Origin of the sequence: Hymenobacter sp. UYCo722 (assembly GCF_040547115.1) — a bacterium.
Taxonomy (GTDB): Bacteria; Bacteroidota; Bacteroidia; order Cytophagales; family Hymenobacteraceae; genus Hymenobacter.
Map to the genome: position 1 here is coordinate 1 of NZ_JBEPPC010000002.1, position 21258 is coordinate 21258.

At 61.9% G+C, this 21258-nt stretch carries 14 protein-coding genes; 11 read left to right on the forward strand and 3 right to left on the reverse strand.

Going from position 1 to position 21258, the window contains the following annotated elements; all coding sequences use genetic code 11:
• Window positions 1-804: 804 nt before the first annotated feature.
• The gene (locus tag ABIB44_RS05845) at window positions 805-3630 is read right to left on the reverse strand and encodes a bifunctional transaldolase/phosoglucose isomerase (RefSeq protein ID WP_354583698.1); all 2826 of its coding nucleotides are present in this window, start codon (window positions 3628-3630) and stop codon (window positions 805-807) included.
• A gap of 268 nt (window positions 3631-3898) precedes the next feature.
• Between ABIB44_RS05845 and ABIB44_RS05850 the strand changes: the two genes are divergently transcribed.
• A complete protein-coding gene (locus ABIB44_RS05850; protein WP_354583699.1) occupies window positions 3899-4666 on the forward strand; it encodes an alpha/beta fold hydrolase in 768 nt (255 codons plus the stop codon).
• Window positions 4667-4669: 3 nt separating this feature from the next.
• Here the strand turns inward: ABIB44_RS05850 and ABIB44_RS05855 are convergent, their stop codons facing one another.
• Complete coding sequence (locus ABIB44_RS05855) at window positions 4670-5491, reverse strand: TonB family protein (RefSeq protein ID WP_354583700.1); 822 nt, start codon at window positions 5489-5491, stop codon at window positions 4670-4672.
• Window positions 5492-5645: 154 nt separating this feature from the next.
• Here ABIB44_RS05855 and ABIB44_RS05860 point away from each other — a divergent pair, with 154 nt between their 5' ends.
• From ABIB44_RS05860 to ABIB44_RS05885, 6 genes are all read left to right on the forward strand, one after another.
• A complete protein-coding gene (locus ABIB44_RS05860; RefSeq protein ID WP_354583701.1) occupies window positions 5646-6395 on the forward strand; it encodes a hypothetical protein in 750 nt (249 codons plus the stop codon).
• Between the two features lie 73 nt (window positions 6396-6468).
• On the forward strand, window positions 6469-9234 hold the full coding sequence (locus ABIB44_RS05865) for a TonB-dependent receptor (RefSeq protein ID WP_354583702.1): 2766 nt from the start codon (window positions 6469-6471) through the stop codon (window positions 9232-9234).
• A 4-nt stretch (window positions 9235-9238) separates the two neighbouring features.
• Complete coding sequence (locus ABIB44_RS05870; protein WP_354583703.1) at window positions 9239-10387, forward strand: DUF4249 domain-containing protein; 1149 nt, start codon at window positions 9239-9241, stop codon at window positions 10385-10387.
• Window positions 10388-10473: 86 nt separating this feature from the next.
• The gene (locus ABIB44_RS05875; RefSeq protein ID WP_354583704.1) at window positions 10474-11655 is read left to right on the forward strand and encodes a DUF4249 domain-containing protein; all 1182 of its coding nucleotides are present in this window, start codon (window positions 10474-10476) and stop codon (window positions 11653-11655) included.
• A 12-nt stretch (window positions 11656-11667) separates the two neighbouring features.
• A complete protein-coding gene (locus ABIB44_RS05880) occupies window positions 11668-12840 on the forward strand; it encodes a DUF4249 domain-containing protein (RefSeq protein ID WP_354583705.1) in 1173 nt (390 codons plus the stop codon).
• 13 nt (window positions 12841-12853) lie between these two features.
• Entirely contained in the window at window positions 12854-15283 is a 2430-nt protein-coding gene (locus ABIB44_RS05885; RefSeq protein WP_354583706.1) for a hypothetical protein, read from the forward strand.
• A 157-nt stretch (window positions 15284-15440) separates the two neighbouring features.
• Here ABIB44_RS05885 and ABIB44_RS05890 read toward each other — a convergent pair whose 3' ends face one another.
• Complete coding sequence (locus ABIB44_RS05890) at window positions 15441-16058, reverse strand: 3'-5' exonuclease (RefSeq protein ID WP_354583707.1); 618 nt, start codon at window positions 16056-16058, stop codon at window positions 15441-15443.
• Between the two features lie 75 nt (window positions 16059-16133).
• Between ABIB44_RS05890 and polA the strand changes: the two genes are divergently transcribed.
• From polA to ABIB44_RS05910, 4 genes are all read left to right on the forward strand, one after another.
• The gene (gene polA / locus ABIB44_RS05895; protein ID WP_354583708.1) at window positions 16134-19022 is read left to right on the forward strand and encodes a DNA polymerase I; all 2889 of its coding nucleotides are present in this window, start codon (window positions 16134-16136) and stop codon (window positions 19020-19022) included.
• 64 nt (window positions 19023-19086) lie between these two features.
• Entirely contained in the window at window positions 19087-19509 is a 423-nt protein-coding gene (locus ABIB44_RS05900) for a DoxX family protein (RefSeq protein WP_354583709.1), read from the forward strand.
• A gap of 13 nt (window positions 19510-19522) precedes the next feature.
• On the forward strand, window positions 19523-20005 hold the full coding sequence (locus tag ABIB44_RS05905; protein WP_354583710.1) for a DinB family protein: 483 nt from the start codon (window positions 19523-19525) through the stop codon (window positions 20003-20005).
• A gap of 100 nt (window positions 20006-20105) precedes the next feature.
• On the forward strand, window positions 20106-21179 hold the full coding sequence (locus ABIB44_RS05910) for a serine hydrolase domain-containing protein (protein WP_354583711.1): 1074 nt from the start codon (window positions 20106-20108) through the stop codon (window positions 21177-21179).
• Window positions 21180-21258: the final 79 nt, after the last annotated feature.

Genomic DNA, 21258 nt, shown 5'->3' on the forward strand with positions numbered 1-21258 from the left:
CTATCGAAGCGGGGTGCAAAGGTAAGGTGCTTTTTTCAACTTTCCCAAGCCCGCTCGAAAGTTAATTTTGGAGGACTTTGGGAAGCTGGCTCGGGACGCCATCCTGGAAGGGCGGCCGGGCAGTGCCTTGCTTTTTCAATTTGCTGCTGGAGCAGTCGCCCTGGCAGAACCCGTCGTCCGGTTGACGTTTTGGGACTGCAAAAGTAACGGGACTTTCTCGGGTTACAAGGGGTAGAACTTGAAATTAAAAGAGCGTGAACACTTGAATACACATCTTGAGGCGGTTAGAATTTCTGCACGTGTTCTATTTGACCGTTTATGACTGCCTACGTGGGCATATTTGACCAATTTGACAAGAAATGGCAATGCTCAATCACTGGTGATTTTCGGGAATAACAGTGTTGATACGTCGTTAATACATCGTTTTGCATTTTTACTGACAGTAGGTATATCGCCAGTGCTTGAGTCATACCACGGTATTACCACGCTCCTATTATATATAGTGTGCACATGCCTGCTCCGTTGGTTACCACAACAAATCAGCTGGAAATAAAATGTCTCAATGCATAAGCACTGCGACGCACGGGGTTGGGAATGAATCAGGAGATACCTAGTGAGTAGTGCTTAGTGTGCGGATAAGCTTTTCCAAGCTAATCATCAAATGGGGCTGGTATCTCATGAAATGGGTATAAAGTTGGATAGTGACGAACCAACCGCGAGGCATTTGCTAGAGGCAGCACATAAAAATGCTCCGACAATGCGGCAAGACCGCAGTGTCGGAGCATTTGAATTCAAGCTACTATGCTATTTGAGTTGCGGCAGGGCCGCGAGTAACGTTTTCAAACCAGCTTCGGCATCATTTCCCAGATTCACGCGCAGGGTGCGGCGGCCGTTGTCGAGCAGGGCCTGCAGGTCGCCGAGAGCCTGGGCATTCTTGAAGGTGCCAAAAGTGTAGGAACGGCCGGGCAAAGCCAGGTCTTGGGGGTTATCGTCGGTGAACTGGATGAATAGTCCGGTGTTGGGGCCGCCCTTATGGTACTGACCGGTGCTGTGCAGGAAGCGCGGACCGTAGCCTGAAGTGGTGGCCAAATGCAACTCTTGCATCACGCGTTGGCGCAGGGCTAGCAGGCTGGCACTCACGGCGGGCGTTTCGGTGAGGTAGGCTTGCAGACACATGAAATCGCCGGGCTTGGCCTGCGCAAAGAAGGCTTTGAGTACGCCAGCGGCACCGTCGCCGTGGGCGGTGGTGTAATAGTCCACGCCATTCTCGCTGGCGGCGGGGGCTTCGGTTTCGGGCAACTTACCGTCGGCTTCCACGGCCTTCATCAGCTTGTCGGTGGCCGTTTTGGCGGCCTGCACGTTGGGCTGGTCGAAGGGATTAATCTGGAACACGGCACTGGCTACGGCCGTGGCCACTTCCCAGCGGTAAAATTCCTGGCCGAGGTCGAAGGCGTCTGCCATCAGCAGGGTGATGACGGGGTGGCCGGCGGCGGCGAGGGCCTGTAGCTTCGCGGTGTTGGCCTCATCGGCCTGGCCCTTGTAGCCTACGTACACGAATACCCGGTCGGTGCCGTAGCTGCCGGGCTCGCCCAGCGGCTCGCCGGCCACGGGCAGGATGCCTTTGCCTTCCTTGCCGGTGCTTTCGGCGATGAGCTGCTCCAGCCACAGGCCGAGGTCGTGCAGGGCATCGGGCACGACGATGGTGAGCTTGTCGCGGCCCTGCTGGGCCAGCACGCCGAGAGCGGCTCCGAATTCCAGACCGGGGTTTTTATCGGTTGGGCCGTAGGCACCGCAGGCGCGCATCATCAGGATGGCGCGTTCCAGGATTTCGCCGATGGGCAGGCCGTAAAGGGCCGCCGGCACCAGGCCGAAGTAGGTGAGGGCCGAGAATCGGCCGCCCACCTCGGGGAAGTTGAGGAAGATATGGCGGTAACTGGCGGCCGTGGCGTCGGTCACGAACTTGGAGCCCGGGTCGGTGATGGCCACGAAGTTTTCGCCGGCTTTGTCGCCCTTGATTTCTTTAACTTTGGCGTAGAAATAGTCGCCGAAAGCCAGCGGCTCGGCCGTAGTACCCGATTTGCTGGCCACGATAAACAGCGTGTCGGCCAGCGGAATCGAGGCTTCGATGGCACGCACCGCGCCGGGGTCGGTGGTGTCGAGTACCGACATCGGCAGGCCGTTTTCGCCTTTCTCAAACGCGGATTTGAATACGATGGGGGCCATGGTGCTGCCGCCCATGCCCATCACCACGACGTGCTGGAAGCCGGCGGCCCGCACCTCGTGCACGAACTGTTCGATTTCGGTTACGCGGCCCACCATCGTTTCGGCCACGCGCAGCCAGCCCATGTAGCTGCGGATGCTGTGCTGGCCGGCTTCGTCGGCCGTCCACAGGTCGGCCTTCTTATCCCAGAAACCGGCCACGAAATTGTCGGCCTTGAACTTGGAAATCTGCGCATCGACAGCGGACTGATACTGGCCCAACTCCATTTTAGAGTCATCCACGGTGTCCTGCACGGCTAGGGCGCGCTTTTTTTCGATGGACTGCATGAGCTTGGCGAAGGGCTCCTTGAATTTGGTCGCGCCGTCTTCTTCGAGGTGCTGAGTTAACTCCTCCAACTTGAGGCCCAGTTCGGGCAGGCGGGCCAGCACTTCTTTGGCGTGCGCTAAGTTATCTTCGATGGTCACGGCGACTTTGCCGCTTTTGCCGAACAGGTCCAGCGTTTCCACCGGCACGGTGTTCACGGTGTGCGGGCCAATGAGGCCGTCGACGTAGCGCAGGTTATCGTATTTGGGATTTTTGTTGCCGGTGCTGGCCCACAATAGGCGCTGCGTGGGGGCACCTTTTTCAGCCAATGCCTCCCAGCGCGGGCCACTAAAAATCTCCTTATAAATCTGGTACGCCTGCTTGGCGCTGGCTAAGGCCACCTCGCCCACGAGGCTTTGGGCCAACTCGCCTTTCTCACCACCTGCGGCCGCGATTTTCTCCAGCATGGGGTCAATCAGCACGTCGATGCGGCTCAGGAAGAAGCTGGCTACTGAGTCGATGCGGGCCAGCGGCTCGCCGGCTTTAGCGCGGTCTTCTAGGCCGGCGATGAAGGCTTCGGCCACCAGGCGATAGCGCTCCAGGCCAAAAATCAGGGTCACGTTCACGTTCACACCTTCCGAGATGAGACGGCGGATGGCGGGCAGGCCTTCGAGGGTCGCCGGCACTTTTATCATCACGTTGGGACGGTCCACGGCTTTCCAGAGGGCCAGGGCCTCAGCGATGGTGCCTTCGGTGTCGTTCACCAGCTCGGGCGACACTTCGAGGCTCACGTAGCCGTCGGAGCCGTGGTCGGGGCCGTCGTAGAGGGGGCGAAACAAGTCGGTGGCCGCCTGCACGTCGGACACGGCCAGATTGGTGTAGATTTCGTCGGTGGTTTTACCCTGCAAAGCCAGCGCCTTGATGGCCGAATCGTAGTCGGTGGTGTCGCCGATGGACTTGGCAAAGATGGCCGGGTTCGATGTCACGCCGCGCAGGGCTTCGTCGGAGATGCGGTGCTGGAGCTTACCGTCGATGATGATGGGACGGCTGATAAAGTCCAGCCACAGGCTTTGGTCGAACTGGCGGATGTCAACGAGAGGGTTCATGGAGTCGCAATTGGTTCAGAGGGCCCAAAGGTCCGGAAAGATGGGCGTTGTTTTCAATGGGTGTACGCGAAATATTGGGGGTTCGGGCGGACAGGGTCAAAACAGAACGTCATGCCGAGCGTAGCCGCGGCATCTCGCGTGCATGTAGTAATCCAGTCGTGAAGTCGATACGAGCAAGACGCTTCGGTCTCTGCTTGATGCGCAGAATGCTCGGCGTGGCGTTCTTTCCTTCTTCCCTGCTTAAACCAGTCGCGCTACTTTTGCTCGCATGACGCCCACCACTACGCCGCCCACCATCGTCTTCCTGCATGGCTTTGCCGAGAGCCGCGAGGTCTGGACCGACTTCACCCGCGCCTTCCCCGACGGCTACCGGCTGCTAGCCCCCAACCTGCCCGGCCACGGCACCAACCTGGCGCCCGTGCCCGACTTTTCGATGGAGGCGCAGGCCCGCTACGTCATCGATTACCTCAACCAAAAAGGGTGTCCCGAGCCGGTGCTGCTGGTCTGCCACAGCATGGGCGGCTACGTTGCACTGGCGTTAGCCGAGCGCTGGCCCCAGCGCGTGGCCGGCCTAGCCTTCATCAACTCCTCGGCCCTGGCCGATACCGACGAGAAGCGCCAGAACCGCGAAAAGAACATCACCTTCGTCGAGAAGCACGGGGTGGGCAAGTTCATGGAGTCGTTCGTGCGGCCGCTGTTCGCCCCCGTCAACCGCGACCGCCTCACCGAGGCGCGCGGGCTACTGGAGGAAATTGGCAAAGCCACGCCGGAAACGACCATTGCCGGCGCGCTGCGCGGGATGGCGGCCCGGCCCGACCGCACGGCGGTACTAGCTAAAGCGGCTTTTCCGGTACTGCTGGTGGCCGGCAAGCACGACGTGGCGGTGCATTTCGACGAGGCGGTGCGGCAGGCCGCGCTGCCACCGGTGGGGTCGGCGCTATTTCTGGAAGGCAGCGGGCACCTGGCGTATCTGGAGCAGCCCGAGCCCACGCGGCGGGCTGTGCTGGCGCTGGCCGCAGCCGTGTTTGGGCGATAGGGGCTACTGAATCCGGAAAGTGAGCGGCAAGACATAGCGCACCCGCACGGGCTGGCCGCGCAGTTGGGCCGGCGCAGTGGCAGCCGGGAGGGTGGCCAAGACGCGCAAAACTTCGACATCGAGGCTTCGACCGACGCTGCCCAAGATTTCAGAACGCTCAATTGCTCCGCTTTCACTTACTTCGAAGCTGGCGTACACCGTGCCCTGTTGATGAGCTCGGAGAGCTTCCGGCGGGTATCGCACCTGCAGCTGGCAGAAGGTTACCAACCCTCGGGCCGATGACTGGAATTGCGCCCGTTTGATGGGGTCATTCAGAATATCGTCCATGTACCGCCCGTGGCGACTAGGCACCAACTGCGCTAAGGTGCCGAAGACAGGTTGCTGCTCGGCGTATGTATAGGCTTGCTCAACAGTCGGTGCGGCAAAATCAAGTACTACGTTTATCCGTGAGAACTTATCGCCGGGCGTTGCCTCGGGAGTAGTAGTGCCGGGCTGCCACGCGGGCATGTGCACTTCGAGGTAGCGCAGCGCATTGGTTGCGGCTTCGGCTAGTGGGTCGGTGGCACGGCCGGGCGGGGTTATCAGGGTGTATCTGGTCGGTTGGCCATCGGCTGTGAGTTCGAACTGCACCAGCGCGTGGCCGGCGGGCGTGGGCCCGGCCTGCCGGGTGCTGCGGCAAACCAGTGCCCGGAGCGAGTCGGGACCACCGGGGTAGCGCGGGCCGGTGTAATCGGCCAGGCTGGAAACGGTGGTGGTTTGGGCGTGCAGGGCGGGGCACAGGGCCAGGGCGAGGAGCGCCAGGAGTAGATTCCGGGGGGAGAGCATTAGCAAAAGGAAGGACTGGGACGAAAGTACTGCCATTGCTTTGAGCCTAAACACCGGCGGCTGGTAACTTTTTAATATTTGCCTAGTGCGATTCTTTTCCCGGGCATTACCTTAGCAGCGGTGCAGTATTGTCCGCACCCTCATTTTTACCCAAATGAAGCAAACGAGCACCTTCCTGCTCCTGACGCTGGCGGCGCTGCTGGCGGGGCGGCCGGCCCATGCCCAGGCATCCGGCCCCGAAGCCCGGCTGCCCACAGCGGCCGAAGCACTGCGCCAGGAATACGCCACGGCATCGGTCAACTATCCGTACCTCTACAACGGGCCGGAGTACGCCGACTACACCCGCAAATACCACATTCGTACGGGCCACCAGTTTTACCTGCTGCCCGACGTGCTGCCCGGCGCAGCGAACTACAACGACCGGGAATTTGCCAATGTGCGCCTGCAGTACGATATCGTGCTCGACCAGGTAATAATTTCCCAGCCGGGCAACCCGCTGACCCTGCGTTTTATTGATGACAAAGTGCGCACGTTTTCGATAGACGGCCACCAGTTCGTGCGCCTCGTGGCCGATAGCACCAGTGCCGACATCATCCGGACCGGCTACTACGAACTGCTGGCCGATGGCCCGGTGCAGGTGCTGGCCAAACGCACCAAAACCATGTACGAGCACCTCAACAAGCCCTACGTCGACGTGTCGTTCACGGAAACCAACCGCTTGTACATGCAGAAGGCCGGGCGCTACTACGCCGTGGGCAGCAAGGGCAAGGCCCTGCGCTTACTGGCCGACCACAGCCAGGAAATGCAGCAGTACTTAAAAGAGCACCACCTGCGTTTCGGCAAAGATGACCGCGAGAACTCTTTGGTGGAGCTGACCCGCTACTACAATGGGCTCGCCAAATAAGTAGCGCGGCCATTTCTGCTCCCGATTTTTTTGTTACCTCCTTCCTTTTCGCGCTTTCTCCGGTCTTCCTTTTATGAAGCACGCGTATTCGCTTTTCCTGCTGAGCGGCTGGTTGCTGTTCAGCCTGACTGCCCATTGCCAGCAAGGGGCCGACCAGCCCGTTAGCGGCACATTCACGCACCTTCCGTTCGCGGAATTTGCCCGCCAGGTGGAAGCCCAGACGCCGGTGCACTTCTACTTCGACCCCAAGGCCGTCGACAGCCTGTTTGTGACGCTGCAGGTGCAAGCCCAGCCGGTGGCGGTGGTGCTGGAGCGGGCACTGGCCAACACCTCCTTTCACTACGTCGTGGATGATGCGAACCGGGTGATTGTGACGAGCGGGCCTGTGCTGTCGACCACGCTGCCGGGCAACTTCTTCCGGGCGGCTACGGCGGCCGATGCCCTGGCCGAGGAGGAAACGGCCGCCACGCCCGCCGCCCGCTCGCATCTGGTGAGTGTGTCGGAAGCGCGGGTGTACACCATTGGGGCGAGCGGCAGCACCGGGGCGCGGGCCACGCTGGCCGGGCGCATCCGCGACCACAAGTCGGGCGAGCCGGTGGTTGGGGCTTCGATTTACTCGGAATCGACCAAAATCGGGGCCAGCACCGACCAGTTCGGCGCTTACTCGCTAACGCTTCCGGTGGGAGCCCACGAGCTGAAGATTCGCGGCGTGGGCATCAAGAATACCCGCCGCCAGGTGGTGCTGCGCAACGATGGCAAGCTCGACATTGAGGTGGAGGAAGACGTGGTGACGTTGCGGGAGGTGATTGTGGAGGCCGAGAAGGACAAGAACGTGGCCGGCATGCAGATGGGCCTGGAGAAGCTCGACATCAAGACCATGAAGCAGGTGCCCACGGTGTTCGGCGAAACCGACATTCTGCGCGTGATTCTGACGCTGCCGGGCGTGAAATCGGTGGGCGAAAGCAGCACCGGCCTGAACGTGCGCGGCGGGGCCACCGACCAGAACCTGATTTTGTTCAACGACGCCACCATCTACAATCCGTCGCATTTATTCGGCTTTTTCTCGGCCTTCAACCCCGACGTGCTGCAGGGCGTGGAACTGTATAAAAGCGCTATTCCGGCCAAGTACGGGGGTCGCCTGTCGTCGGTGCTCGATATCACGACCCGCGAGGGCAACAAGAAGAAATTTGGCGGCTCGGGCGGCATTGGGCCGCTCACCAGCCGCCTCACGCTGGAAGGGCCGATAATCAAGGACAAAAGCTCGTTCATTCTGAGTGGGCGGGCCAGCTACTCCGACTGGCTGCTGAAGTCGCTGTCGGACAAGAACTTTTCGCAGAGCGCGGCTTCGTTTTATGACGTGACGGGCCACCTCAGCCACGAGTTTAGCGAGAAGAACGCGCTGTATGCCACGGGCTATTTCAGCACCGACCGGTTTCGGCTGGCCAGCGACACCACCTACCACTACACCAACCAGGCGGCCAGCATCAAGTGGCGGCACAACTTCACCAACCAGCTGTTCAGCGTGCTCACGGGCACCTACAGCAGCTACAACTACGACGTCACGAGCAGCAAAAACCCGGTTACGGCGTCGGTGCTCAAGTATGCCATCAACCAGTCGGGGCTGCGGGCCGATTTCAGCTATTACCCCAACTCGCGCCACAGCATCGACTTCGGCGGCAGCACACTGGTCTATAACATCTCGCCCGGCAGCTACATGCCGGGCAACGAGGCTTCGCTGGTGAAGCCGGTACTGCTGGGCCGCGAGCGGGCCGTGGAAAGCGCGCTGTACGCGTCGGACAAGTTTGATATCACGCCACGCTTTTCGGTGTCGGTGGGGCTGCGCTATTCGTTTTTTCAGGCCCTTGGCCCGCGCGACGTGTACGAGTACGCCCCGGGCGAGTCGCGCACCGAAGCCAGCATTACCGACACGGTGCACTTCGCCAACAACAAGATACTGGCCCACTACCAGGGCCCGGAATACCGCCTCTCGACGCGGTACTCGCTCACCGATAACTCGTCGGTGAAGGCGAGCTACACCCGCACCCGCCAGTACATTCACCAGCTCACGAACACGGCCTCGGTGTCGCCCACCGACGTGTGGAAGCTCAGCGACGCCAGCATCCGGCCGCAGGTGGGCGACCAGTTTTCGGTGGGCTACTACCGCAATTTCAAAAACAACACCATTGAGACGTCGGTGGAGACGTACTACAAAACGCTGCACGATTTCGTGGACTACAAGAGCGGAGCCACGCTGGTGCTCAACCCACACATCGAAACCGACATCATCAACGCCCGGGGCAAGGCCTACGGTGTGGAGGTGTTCGTGAAAAAGCTCACCGGCAAGCTGAACGGCTGGGTGGGCTACACCTACTCGCGCTCGCTGGTGCAGGTGAACGGCGCGACTACCGCCGACATGATAAACGGCGGCAGCTACTACCCCAGCAACTTCGACAAGCCCCACGACTTTACCCTGGTGGGCAACTACCGCTTCAGCCACCGTTTCAGCACCTCGGTCAACTTCACCTACAGCACCGGCCGGCCCATTACGCTGCCCATTTCAAAGTACTACCTGAACAACTCGCTGCGCGTGTTCTACTCGGACCGCAATGCCTACCGCGTGCCCGACTACCTGCGCCTCGACCTGGCCCTGAACATTGAAGGCGGGCACAAGGTGAAAAAGCTGGCCCATAGCTCCTGGACGGTGGGCGTGTACAACCTCACGGGCCGCCGCAACCCCTATTCCATCTACTTCAAGTCGGTGAACGGGCAGATAAAGGGCTACCAGCTGTCCATCTTCGGCAATCCGATTCCGACGGTCACCTACAACTTCAAGTTCTAGCCCGATGCGCCACTTTTCCACCTCGACTCAGATACTGGGCTGGAGCCTGGTGCTGCTGCTGTCATCCTGCATCGACCCGTTCACGCCGCCCTCGATAAGCTCGCCGCCGAGCTACCTGGTCGTCGATGGCTTTATCAATAGCCGGGGCATCAGCACCATTAGCCTTTCGCGCACCTACGCCATTGCCTTGGCCGCGAGCCCGCCCACCGAAACCAGTGCCAGCGTTTTTATAGAGGCACAAAGCGGCCGCCGGTACTCCCTGCGCGAAAGCGCGGTGAAGGGCACCTACGTTTCGGACCCGCTGGCCCTGCCCCCGGCCGATACCTACCGCCTGCACCTGACCACGGCCGCGGGCAAAGAGTACGCCTCGACTTATGTGCCCGTCAAGACCACGCCGCCCATCGACACCGTTGCCTGGCGCGCTACGGGTACCGGGGTGGATATTACCATGAGCGCCCATGACCCGGCTAACGCCACGCAATACTACCGCTTTGAGTACGCCGAAACCTGGGAGATTGTCTCGCCTTACATCCCGAGCCTGGAGTTTTTGGGTGGCCGCCTGCGCCCCCTTAGTGTCCCCTTCCCGGCTTTGTGCTGGCGCACCGTTCGCGGCACTACCGTGCAGCTGGCTAACACCACCACGCTTACGCAGGATGTGGTAGCATCCTACCCCTTGCGGCAGCTGCCCAGCACGGCACCCCAGCTGCTGCGCCAGTACAGCCTACTGGTGCAGCAGCACGCCCTGACCAAAGACGAGTACCAGTATTGGGAGCTGCTGCGCAAAAACACCGAAACCATCGGCTCGCTCTTCGACCCGCAGCCCGTGCAGCTCACTGGCAACGTGCAGGGCCTGGGCAGCAATGCCGGGGCCATCGCCCTGGGGTACGTTGGCGCGCATTCGCTTAGCGAAAAACGCATTTTTATTGCCCGGCGGCAGCTGCCCGCCGCCTGGCGCCCCCTCACTGGTTACGAAAGCTGCATGCCGCCCGACACCGTGCGGCCCGGTGCGGAAACCTATGCTTTTGGGACTAATTACCTACCCATCTACGCTACCTATAAAAACGGCGGCCTGGTGGGCATTCTGGCGGCGACCGCCGATTGCATCGACTGCCGCAGGCGGGGAAGCGCGATTAGGCCTAGCTATTGGCCTTAGTGCCGCCGAGCTCCTGCACCCGGCCCCTGGCGGTGGGCTGCGCGTTTTCCCATCTGACACCCTCCTCCTTTTCTAATTTCTAGCTGATGAATTCGCTTCTGTTATGGGCACACCGGCTGCGCTGGGGCCTGCTACTGCTGCTGCCAGCCTGCACCGACCCTTATTTGCCGGAGGCCATCCAGTCTCCGCCCAGCTACCTGGTCGTTGATGGCTTTATCAATAGCAAGGGGGTCACCACCATCCGGCTTTCGCGCACCTACGCCGTGGGGTCCAGAACTGCGCCGCCAGTAGAGCCCCGGGCCACGGTGTACATCGAAGAAGAAGCCGGACCCCGCACGCTGCTGCGCGAGGCCCCTACCGGCACCTATACCTCGCCCACGGCCCTGCCCCTGAACCCGGCCAAGCGCTACCGCCTACATCTCAACACGCTGTCCGGCCAGGAATATGCCTCCGATTTTGTGCCGGTGAAGAACACCCCGCCCATCGATGACTTCGGCTGGCGTGCCGAAGACAGTGGCGTTAATATTCGCCTCAGCACCCACGACCCGGCCAATGCCACCCGCTTCTACCGCTGGGACTACGTCGAAACCTGGGAGATAAACCCGATATACAGGCCCCAGGTCGAGTACAAGGCCGGCACCCTTGACTTTCCCGACCTCAAGGTGCCGTTTCCCAATAAGTGCTGGGGCAACGCGCCCTCTACTACCGTGCTGCTGACCAACACCACCCCGCTGAGCCAGGATGTGGTGGCCGACCGCGTGCTGCGGGTGCTGCCGCCTACTTCCGACCGCATCAACACCCGCTACAGCATGCTGATACAGCAATATGCCCTGACCAAGGAGGAGTTTGCCTACTGGGAGCTGCTGCGCAAGAACACGGAAAGCATCGGCTCACTTTTCGACGCGCAGCCGGTGCAGCTCACCGGCAACGTGCATTGCCTGAACGCACCGGCCGAGCTGGCCCTGGGCTTTGTGGGCGCGCACTCGGTGGTCGAGAAGCGCCTGTTTGTGGACCGACGCGACCTACCCCAAGCCTGGCCTACGCCCACTGGCTATGAGGCCTGCTACCCGCCCGATACAGTGTGGATTACCAAGCCTCCACTCAAGTTTCCGTTACAGGCCTTAGCGTCTTATTTTGGTCCTACCGGCGTCCTCATCCCCATTGCTACTATCTATAACGGAGGAATCGAGGGCTATACTGGACAAACGCCGGACTGCATCGACTGCCGTAAACGGGGCTCGGCCGTGAAGCCCAGCTTCTGGCCCTAACCTTATCAGCCTATGTTGACCTATCCTTTATTTCGCTGGAACGCTGGGCTACTGGGCGGGCTGCTGCTGGCCGCCACCGCCTGCACCGACCCTTACCTACCCGAGGCATTGCAGTCGCCACCCGGCTACCTGGTAGTCGATGGCTTCCTGAACGCGCAAGGCATCAGCACCATTAAGCTCTCGCGCACTTACGCCGTCGGGTCCAAAACAACCCCACCCGTTGAAGCGCGCGCCCGCGTGTACTTGGAGGAGGAGGGCGGCCCGGCCACACAGTTGCGCGAAGCCGCCGCCGGTACCTATTCCTCCCCCGTGCTCACGCTCAACGCGGCCCATCGCTACCGCCTGCACCTGACCGCGCTCGGCGGCAAAGAGTACGCGTCAGACTTCGTACCCGTCAAAATCACGCCGCCCATCGACAAACTCAGTTGGCAGGTCGACACCACCGGGCTGCGCATTCGCCTCAGCACCCACGACCCGGCCAACGCCACCCACTTCTATCGTTGGGACTATGTCGAAACCTGGCAAATTGACCCGATATACCGGCCCCAGGTCGAGTACCGACCCAACACGCTGCCCCTGCCCCTAATCACCGTGCTGTTCCCGACCAAGTGCTGGGGTACGGCCCTGTCCACCACCGTGGTGCTGAGCAATACCACCCCGCTGGGACAGGATGTGGTGGCCGACCGGCTACTGCACCAGGTACCGCCCACTTCCGAGCGCCTGCACAACGGCTACAGCCTGCTGGCCCAGCAGCAGGCCCTAACCAAGGAGGAATTTGAGTACTGGGATTTGCAACGCAAGAATACGGAAAGCATTGGCTCACTCTTCGACCCGCAGCCGGTGCAGCTCACCGGCAACGTGCACTGCCTGAGCGCACCGACCGAGCCGGTACTGGGCTTTGTGGGGGCGCACTCCGTGACCGAAAAGCGCCTGTTTGTGGCCCGGCGCGAACTGCCCCGCACCTGGCCCGCGCCCAGCGGCTACGAGGCCTGCTACCCACCCGATACACTTTGGCTTGAACCGAAGAATCCGCTCTCATCGGTGCAGTCATACTTTGGCAACGGCAGCAATGTGCCGATTGAGCAGGTTTCCATCAAAAATGACGTCGGCTACACCGCTAAATCGCGCGACTGCATTGATTGCCGCACCCGCGGCACGGCCGTTAAGCCGAGTTTCTGGCCCTAATTCCTTTCCTTCCATGCTGCACTTAACCTTCTTTCGCACTGCTCTCGCCAAGTCAACTGGCCGCATCGGACTGCTCCTGGTATCAGGTTGGCTGGGCCTGGCTGGGCCCGCCGCCGCCCAAGCCCCGGCCGCCGACTCGCTCGACCGCCTGGGCCGCCAGCTACGGCGGCACGAACAGCGCGACCCCCACGAAAAGCTCTTCCTGCACCTCGACCGCCCCGTTTACCTGAGCGGCGAAACCATGTGGTTCAGCGTGTATGCCGCCGATGGCACCACCGCCCGGCCCCTGCCCCTGAGCAGCGTGGCCTACGTGGAGGTGCTGGATGCCCGAAAACAGCCCGTGCTCCAGGGCAAAGTGGCGTTGCGGGAAGCCACCGGGCAGGGGTCGTTTGTGCTGCCGGCATCGCTGCCGGCCGGGCGCTACACGGTGCGGGGCTACACCAGCTGGATGCGCAATTTCAGCCCTGACACGTATTTTCATACTTCCGTCACGGTTATTAACACCTTCACGGCCTCGGGCACGGCGGCTAAGGATTCGGCCACGGCCGACGTGCAGTTTTTCCCCGAAGGCGGCAACCTCGTGCGCGGCCTGCGCAGCAGGGTGGCCTTCAACGTAACCGATAAGGCCGGGCGCGGCGTGGCAGCCACGGGCAAGGTCCTGAACCAGAGCGGCACCGTAGTGGCCACGTTCCAGACCCTGCACCGGGGCATGGGCTCGTTTGCCTTCACCCCGGCCCCGGGCACCGACTCGTACACGGCCGTGGTAACGCTGCCCAACGGCCAACCCCTGACGCGGCCCCTGCCCCGGGCCTTCGACCAGGGCTACGTGCTACACCTGGAGCAACCCGATGCCGCCCATCTGACCCTTACGGTAACGGCCATCCCGGCCCGCACCGAAACGGTGTACCTGCTGGGCCACTCGCGCCAGCAGGTGGCGCTGGCTACCCGCCTGCCCCTGGTGAACGGGCAGGGTGTGCTCACTGTCGATGCCACTACCCTGCTCGATGGCGTGTCGCACTTCACGCTTTTCAACGGGGCGCCGCAGCCGGTGTGCGAGCGGCTGTACTTCCGCGCCCCACCGCGCACGCTGGCCATCGCAGCCCGGGCCGATAAGCCGCAGTACGCGGCCCGCGAAAAAGTGCAGGTGCAGCTGAGCGCCGCCGACCAGCAAACCCCACTGGCCGCCAACCTGTCGATGGCCGTGTACCGGCTCGACTCGCTGAATACGACACCCCAGCCGGGCATCGACCGCTCGCTCTGGCTGACTTCGGAGCTGGCGGGCGCGGTCGAGGACCCCGATTATTACTTTACCGCCGCCGGGCCCACAGCCCGCGAAGCCACCGACAACCTGCTGCTGACGCAGGGCTGGAGCCGTTTCCGCTGGGAAGATGTATTGGCCGCCAAGCCCCCGGAGTTTCGGCCCGAGCCGCATGGCCTGGTGGCCCGCGCCCAGCTGATGCAGCCCAATGGTAAACCCCACGCCAACGTAACCACCTTCCTGGCTTCGCCCAGCCGCCTCACCCGGCTGAGCAATGCGGAGAGCAATGCCGAAGGCCTGGTGCAATTCGAACTCAGCGACTTTAGCGGCCCGCGCGACTTGGTGCTGCAAGCCGACCCCGCGCAGGACAGCACCAGCCGCCTGACGCTGCTCGACCCGTTCTCGGCGCGCTACGCTAGCACGGCGGGCCCGGCCGTGGGCGTGCTGCCGCGCTTCGAGCGCGACTACGCCCGCCGCCACCTGCAAGCCCAGGTGCAACAGGCTTTCTCGGGCCGGTACCGGAGCCGCTTCGCCGTTGAGCCCGTGGATAGCGTGCCCTTTTTCGGGCGGCCCAGCGAATCGTACCTGCTCGACAAATACACCCGCTTCAAAACGATGGAGGAAGTGCTGCGGGAGTACGTGCCGGGCGTGGTGGTGCGTATTCGCAAAGACGGTTTTCACCTGCTGGTAATCGATAAGGTCAACAAGACCGTGCTCGAAAACAACCCGTTGGTGCTGCTCGATGGAGTGCCGGTGTTCAACATGAATAAAATCATGGCCATGAATCCGCTCAAAATTCGTAAGCTGGAAGTGGTCGACAGTCGCTATTTCCACGGCAGCGCCATGTACGACGGCATCGTGAACCTGACCACCTACAAGAACGACCTCGAAGGGTTCGAGCTCGACCCGCGGGTGCTGGTGCAGCAGTATGAGGGCGTGCAGCGCCAGCGCGAATTTTACGCGCCGCGCTACGACACGCCCCAAGCCACCCAAAGCCGCCTGCCCGACCTGCGCAACCTGCTGTACTGGAACCCCGCAATTCGCACCACGGCCGCCGGCCCCGCCCCGCTCGAGTTCTACACCGGCGACCAGGCCGGACGCTACCTCGTGGTGGTGCAGGGCCTGGCAGCCAACGGGCTGGCGGGCAGCTACCGCTTTGTGCTGGAGGTCAAACCGGCGCTGTAAACGCTTGGAAGCTGTTTGGGTTAGCCAAAAAGCATTCTGAAACGGTCATGCTGAGCTTGTCGAAGCATCTCTACCGCTTCGTTGAACCGCCTAAACGAAGCGGTAGGGATGCTTCGACAAGCTCAGCATGACCGTTTTTATTAATTCAAATAGCTTCTCAGGCTTGGTCGGCCGGAAGGGCAGGCTCCACTTGCTTATAAAATGGTAGCTCGTAGAACGGGCGCAATAGCTGCACCACGTCGAGGGCATCGGCCAGGGCCTCGTGCGCCACGTCGCGCCCCAGCCCGGCGCGGGCCTTGCAGATGCTCATGCTGGGCAGGCGCGAGTCTTTGTGCCAGTTGAGGTAGAACGCGGCCGGGTCGAGCATGGCGGGCTCGGCGCGCACGAGGGTGCCGTAGCCGGGCAACTCTTTCAGGAAGCCGAGGTCGAATACGGCGATATTCTTGCCGGCCATGGTCACGGCCACGCAGTCGTGCTTGTCGGTTTTGCAGCCGTGGGCCAGCAGAAACGCGCGCAGCTGGGGCAGCAGCTCGGCGGGCGTGCATAGCTCGGGGTTGGGCTCCTTGCGGGCCAGCTCGGCAAACAGGCGGGCATTGAGGGCAATGGCCCCGGCCGTGCCCGCGTACTCGGGGTGGCGCACCACGCGGCGAAAGGCCGGCAATTCGGCCAGCGGCAGCGGGTGGCGGCTGTCTTCGATAACGGCGGCTAACTCTAATATCTGGTGGCGGGCCGGGTTCGAGCCGGAAGTTTCGAGGTCGAGGGAAACGTAGCGCATGGGCTGCATGTACGGAAAAGGGCTAATGAACGCCACCGGGCACGCCGCTTTCCGCCCCGGCCGTACCTTCGCCCCATGTCCGACACCACCGCCGCTCCCGCCAAAAAGCTCTTCCTGCTCGACGCCTTTGCCCTCATCTACCGCTCGCACTTCGCGTTCAGCAAAAACCCGCGCATCAACTCCAAGGGCATGAACACGGGGGCCGTGCTCGGCTTCACCAACACGCTGGTGGAAGTGCTGCAAAAGGAAAAGCCCACCCACATCGGCGTGTGCTTCGACGGGCCGAAGAAGACGTTCCGGCACGAGCAGTTTCCGGAGTACAAGGCCCAGCGCCAGGCCATGCCCGAGGACATCGGCATTGCGCTGCCCTACATCAAGAAAATCATCGCGGGCTTCCACATTCCCATCTTGATGATGGACGGCTTTGAGGCTGATGACGTGATTGGCACGCTGGCCCAGAAAGCTGAAAAGGAAGGTTTCGAGGTGTTTATGATGACGCCCGATAAGGACTACTGCCAGCTGGTGACGGAGAACATCAAAATCTACCGCCCCGCCTTCATGGGCAACGCGGCCGAGATTCTGGACGTGGCCCACGTGCTGGCTCGCTTCGAGATTGAGCGCGTGGAGCAGGTCATTGACATTCTGGGCCTGCAGGGCGATGCCAGCGACAATATTCCCGGCATCCCCGGCATCGGCGAGAAAACGGCCAAGACGCTCATTCAGAAGTACGGCTCGGTCGAAAACCTGCTGGCCAACGTGGACGAGCTCAAGGGCAAGCAGCAGGAGAACGTGCGCAACTTCGCCGAGCAGGGCCTGATGAGCAAGGAGCTGGCCACCATCCACGTGAATGTCCCGCTCGATTTCGAGGCCGACAAGCTAGTGCTTGACGCGCCCGACGAAACCACGTTGCGCGGGCTGTTTGAGGAGCTGGAGTTCCGGCAGCTGGCGGCCCGCATCCTGGGCGGTGGTCCCGAGCGTGCGCCGGCCGGGGTGGCCGCGCCGGGCAGCAAGCCCGTGCGCCGGCCCAAGCTGGTGCCCGGCGGCCAGGCATCACTGTTCGGCAGCAGCGAGGACGCGGCCGTGGCCATTGGCGCGGAAGAAGGCGAAACCGGCGGCTTCGGCGCGCCCGGCGGCCCGCGCAAGCGGATGGAGGACGTGCCCTACCAGTACCACTTGATGGACACGCCGGAGCTGCGCCAGTCGCTGCTCAGCTTCCTGTTGCAGCAGGCCGAGGTCAGCTTCGATACCGAAACCACCGGGCTTGATACCATGACGGCGCGGCTGGTGGGCATGAGCTTTGCCTGGCTGCCGGGCGAGGCCTACTACGTGCCCGTGCCGACCGACGACCAAGAAGCTACCCAAGCCATTGTGGACGAGTTCTGCCCGTTTTTCGAGTCGAAAACGATTGTGAAAATCGGCCAGAACATCAAGTACGACCTCACCATTCTGAAGCACTACAACGTGCAGATTTCGGGGCCGCTGTTTGATACGATGCTGGCCCACTACCTCATCGAGCCCGACATGCGCCACAACATGGACGTGCTGGCCGAAACCTATCTGCACTATTCGCCGGTACCCATCACGGACCTCATCGGCCCCAAGGGCAAGAAGCAGATTACGATGGCCGACCTGGAGCCCGCCGCCGTTAAAGATTACGCCTGCGAGGATGCCGACGTGACCCTGCAGCTCAAGCACGTCTTCGAGCCCATGCTGGAAGAGTTGGGCCTGCTGGGCCTGCTGAATGACGTGGAAAACCCGCTGGTGCCCGTGCTGGCCGACATCGAGTACGAGGGCATTCGGATTGATTCCGGGGCCATGAACGAGTATTCGGCCGAGCTGCAGGGCTACATCACGGAGCTGGAAACCCAGATTTTCCGGGAGGCCGGGCAGGAGTTCAACATCGGCTCGCCGAAGCAATTGGGCGAGGTGCTGTTCGATAAAATGGACATCGGCAAGGGCAAAGTCAAGAAGACCAAAACCGGCCAGTACGCCACCGGCGAGGAAATCCTGAGCCAGCTAGCCGCCGAAAACCCCATCGCCGCCCTCATCCTCGAATACCGCCAGCTCACCAAGCTGCGCAGCACCTACGTGGAAGCCCTACCCCAGCTGGTGAGCGTGGTGGATGGCCGCGTGCACACCAGCTTCAACCAGGCCGTGGCCGCCACCGGCCGGCTTTCCAGCACCAACCCGAACCTGCAGAACATCCCCATTCGCACCGAGCGGGGGCGCGAAATCCGCAAAGCCTTCGTGCCGCGCGACGACCAGCACGTGCTGCTGGCGGCCGACTACTCGCAGGTGGAACTGCGCATCATGGCCGACTTCTCGGGCGACGCCACCATGATTGAGGCCTTCCGCCTGGGCATCGATGTGCACGCCAGCACGGCCAGCAAAGTCTTCCACGTGCCCATCGAAGCCGTGGATTCAGAGATGCGCCGCAAGGCCAAAACGGTCAACTTCGGCATCATCTACGGCATTTCCGCGTTTGGGCTGGCCCAGCGCATCGGCATCAGCCGCAAAGAAGCCACCGAGATTATTGAGACCTATTTCCAGGAATTCCCCTCTGTGAAGGCGTTTATGGACGACAGCATCAACCGCGCCCGCGAGCTGGAATACGCCGAAACCCTGCTCAAGCGCCGCCGCTACCTGCGCGACATCAATTCGCGCAACGCCACGCTGCGCGGCTATACCGAGCGCAACGCCATCAACGCCCCCATCCAGGGTACGGCCGCCGACATCATCAAAATGGCCATGATTAACATCCACCACTGGCTGCGCGAGGAGAAGCTGGGCACCAAAATGATACTGCAGGTGCACGACGAACTCGTCTTCGACGCCGTAGCGGAGGAAGTGGCTTACATCACGCCCAAAATCAAGGAGCTGATGACCACGGCGCTGTTGCTGCCCCGCGGCGTGCCGCTGGAAGTGGAGGTGGGCTCGGGCAAGAACTGGCTGCAGGCGCATTAGCCTGAATACCCCAAGCACCGGACGGGACGTATAGCCAGGCAATCAACCAATCCAAAAGCCAATCATGCCCCAGCAACCCCACACCACCACCCTGCAAAACATCGCCCGCGGGCTATTGGGCACTTTTATGGTCGTGGCTGGCACGGGCCACCTCACTTTCGCACGGCAGGATTTCCAGGCGCAGGTGCCCGATTTCTTGCCGCTGAATAAGGACACGGTAGTGCTGCTGTCGGGCGTAGTGGAAATTGGGTTAGGGCTGGCGCTGCTGCTGCTCAAGGGCAAAAACCGGGTGCGGCTGGGCCTGGGGCTGGCGGCATTTTACGCGGCCGTATTTCCCGGCAATATCCACCAGTACACGCATCACCTTTCCGCCTTTGGCCTCGATACCGATGCCAAGCGGCTGGGGAGGCTGTTCTTCCAGCCCGTGCTGATGGGCGCGGCGCTGTACTCGACGGGGGCATTGCAGGTATTGAAGAAGCAGCAATAGCCCCTGGCATTCAATGGACAGACCTAATCAGAAAGCCCTGCTGGCGGAACTAACCAGCCTGCTCACCAAAGGCAACGCCCACGCCACCTTCGAAGAAGCGACCGCCGACCTCACGCCTAAAACCTGGAACCAGCGCGTGCCGAACGCGCCCTACACCATCTGGCAGCTGGTCGAGCATATCCGCATCGCGCAGTGGGATATTGTGGAATTCTCCATCGACGCCGAACACCAATCGCCAGAATTCCCAGCGGGCTACTGGCCGGCCCCCGATGCCACCGCCGACGAAGAGCAGTGGCAGGAAGCCCTGGACCAGATTCGGCAAACCCGACAGCGGTTTTTGCATCTGCTGCACGCGCCTGGCACCGACCTGCTGGCCCCCATTCCGCATGGTACCGGCCAAACCATTCTGCGCGAGGCGTTCCTGATTGCAGACCACGCCGCGTACCACACCGGCGAAATCATTCTGTTGCGCCGTCTGCTGCACGCCTGGGAGTAAGCCAGTTGCTTCCGGCGGGGCAACCGCAATGGCATTGCGCGCATCTGTGGCAACGGTGATGCGGAGGCCGCTGCTGGCTGGCCGCTTCCCCTTGTTCGCCATGAAAAATTTGTTTCTGCTGTTTCTAACGCTGGTTTCCGGTCCGGCCAGCTACGCACAAACCGTCCCCCCCGCCGCCGCACTTACCGCGCTGATGCAGAAGGCTGGCGTACCCGGCATGCAGCTGGTGTATACCCATGGCGGCCGGGTGCAGACCTATGCGCTGGGCCAGCGCACCGCCGGCCAGCCGGCCCCCGTGAATGCCACTACGACCTTCGAAGCCGCCTCGCTGGGCAAGGCGGTGCTGGCCTATTTAGCGCTGCGCTTGGTCGACCGGGGCGTGCTGACGCTCGACAAGCCGCTGCTGACTTACTATCCCTACCCGCGCTTGCAGGGCACCCCGCATGCCGACAAAATCACGGCCCGCATGGTGCTGGGCCACACCTCCGGCTTACCCAACTGGGCGGTCAACCCGACCACTCCGGAGTGGGCCACCACCCCGCTGCGTCTGAAATACGCGCCCGACAGTTGCTGGAACTACTCGGGCGAAGGCTACGTGTTTTTGCAAAAAACCCTGGAGCACCTCACTGGCAAGTCCTTCGAAGTGCTGGCCCGGGAGGAAGTCTTCAAGCCGCTCGGGATGGTGCACAGCAGCTTTGTGTGGCAGAAGCAATTCGCCGCCAATGCCGCCGCGGGCCACGATGAGCAAAGCAAGCCCATGCCCATCGCGCACTACCCCACTGGTTACGGGGCTTATAGCCTGTTTAGTAACGCCGCCGACTACAGCCGGATTTTGCAGGCGGTGATGACGGGCCGGGGGCTAAAACCGGCCACCGCGCAATTGCTGCTCACCCCCGCCAACGAAGCTCGGCGCTACGGCCAGCCGGCCACGACCGCCGACCCGTTCATTGCCTGGGCCTGCGGTGTGGGGCTGGCCACCACCAGCCGCGGCCTGGCCCAGTGGCAGTGGGGCGACAACGGCAATTTCAAAGGCTTTTACATGACGCTGCCCGGCCGCCAGGAAAGCCTGGTTTTCCTCACCAACAGCGCCAATGGCGCCAAAATGACCGACGACCTGTTGCGCCTGTTCTTCGGACCGGGCGAGTACCGTGCTTCGCAATGGCTGGCCGAGTAGCCCACGAGCACCCGCGCAGCTCGCCAGTACTGCGCCGGCGTAGTAGCTTCGGGCGTCGCCAGGCAAACGACTCACCGAT

Excerpts from the sequence above, each read along its gene's own strand:
- ABIB44_RS05890 (WP_354583707.1), bottom strand. The coding sequence starts at position 16,058 with ATGCGCTACGTTTCCCTCGACCTCGAAACTTCCGGCTCGAACCCGGCC.
- ABIB44_RS05865 (WP_354583702.1), top strand. The coding sequence starts at position 6,469 with ATGAAGCACGCGTATTCGCTTTTCCTGCTGAGCGGCTGGTTGCTGTTC.
- ABIB44_RS05900 (WP_354583709.1), top strand. The coding sequence starts at position 19,087 with ATGCCCCAGCAACCCCACACCACCACCCTGCAAAACATCGCCCGCGGG.
- ABIB44_RS05905 (WP_354583710.1), top strand. The coding sequence starts at position 19,523 with ATGGACAGACCTAATCAGAAAGCCCTGCTGGCGGAACTAACCAGCCTG.
- ABIB44_RS05875 (WP_354583704.1), top strand. The coding sequence starts at position 10,474 with ATGAATTCGCTTCTGTTATGGGCACACCGGCTGCGCTGGGGCCTGCTA.
- polA (WP_354583708.1), top strand. The coding sequence starts at position 16,134 with ATGTCCGACACCACCGCCGCTCCCGCCAAAAAGCTCTTCCTGCTCGAC.
- ABIB44_RS05855 (WP_354583700.1), bottom strand. The coding sequence starts at position 5,491 with ATGCTCTCCCCCCGGAATCTACTCCTGGCGCTCCTCGCCCTGGCCCTG.
- ABIB44_RS05860 (WP_354583701.1), top strand. The coding sequence starts at position 5,646 with ATGAAGCAAACGAGCACCTTCCTGCTCCTGACGCTGGCGGCGCTGCTG.
- ABIB44_RS05910 (WP_354583711.1), top strand. The coding sequence starts at position 20,106 with ATGAAAAATTTGTTTCTGCTGTTTCTAACGCTGGTTTCCGGTCCGGCC.
- ABIB44_RS05880 (WP_354583705.1), top strand. The coding sequence starts at position 11,668 with ATGTTGACCTATCCTTTATTTCGCTGGAACGCTGGGCTACTGGGCGGG.
- ABIB44_RS05885 (WP_354583706.1), top strand. The coding sequence starts at position 12,854 with ATGCTGCACTTAACCTTCTTTCGCACTGCTCTCGCCAAGTCAACTGGC.
- ABIB44_RS05870 (WP_354583703.1), top strand. The coding sequence starts at position 9,239 with ATGCGCCACTTTTCCACCTCGACTCAGATACTGGGCTGGAGCCTGGTG.
- ABIB44_RS05850 (WP_354583699.1), top strand. The coding sequence starts at position 3,899 with ATGACGCCCACCACTACGCCGCCCACCATCGTCTTCCTGCATGGCTTT.
- ABIB44_RS05845 (WP_354583698.1), bottom strand. The coding sequence starts at position 3,630 with ATGAACCCTCTCGTTGACATCCGCCAGTTCGACCAAAGCCTGTGGCTG.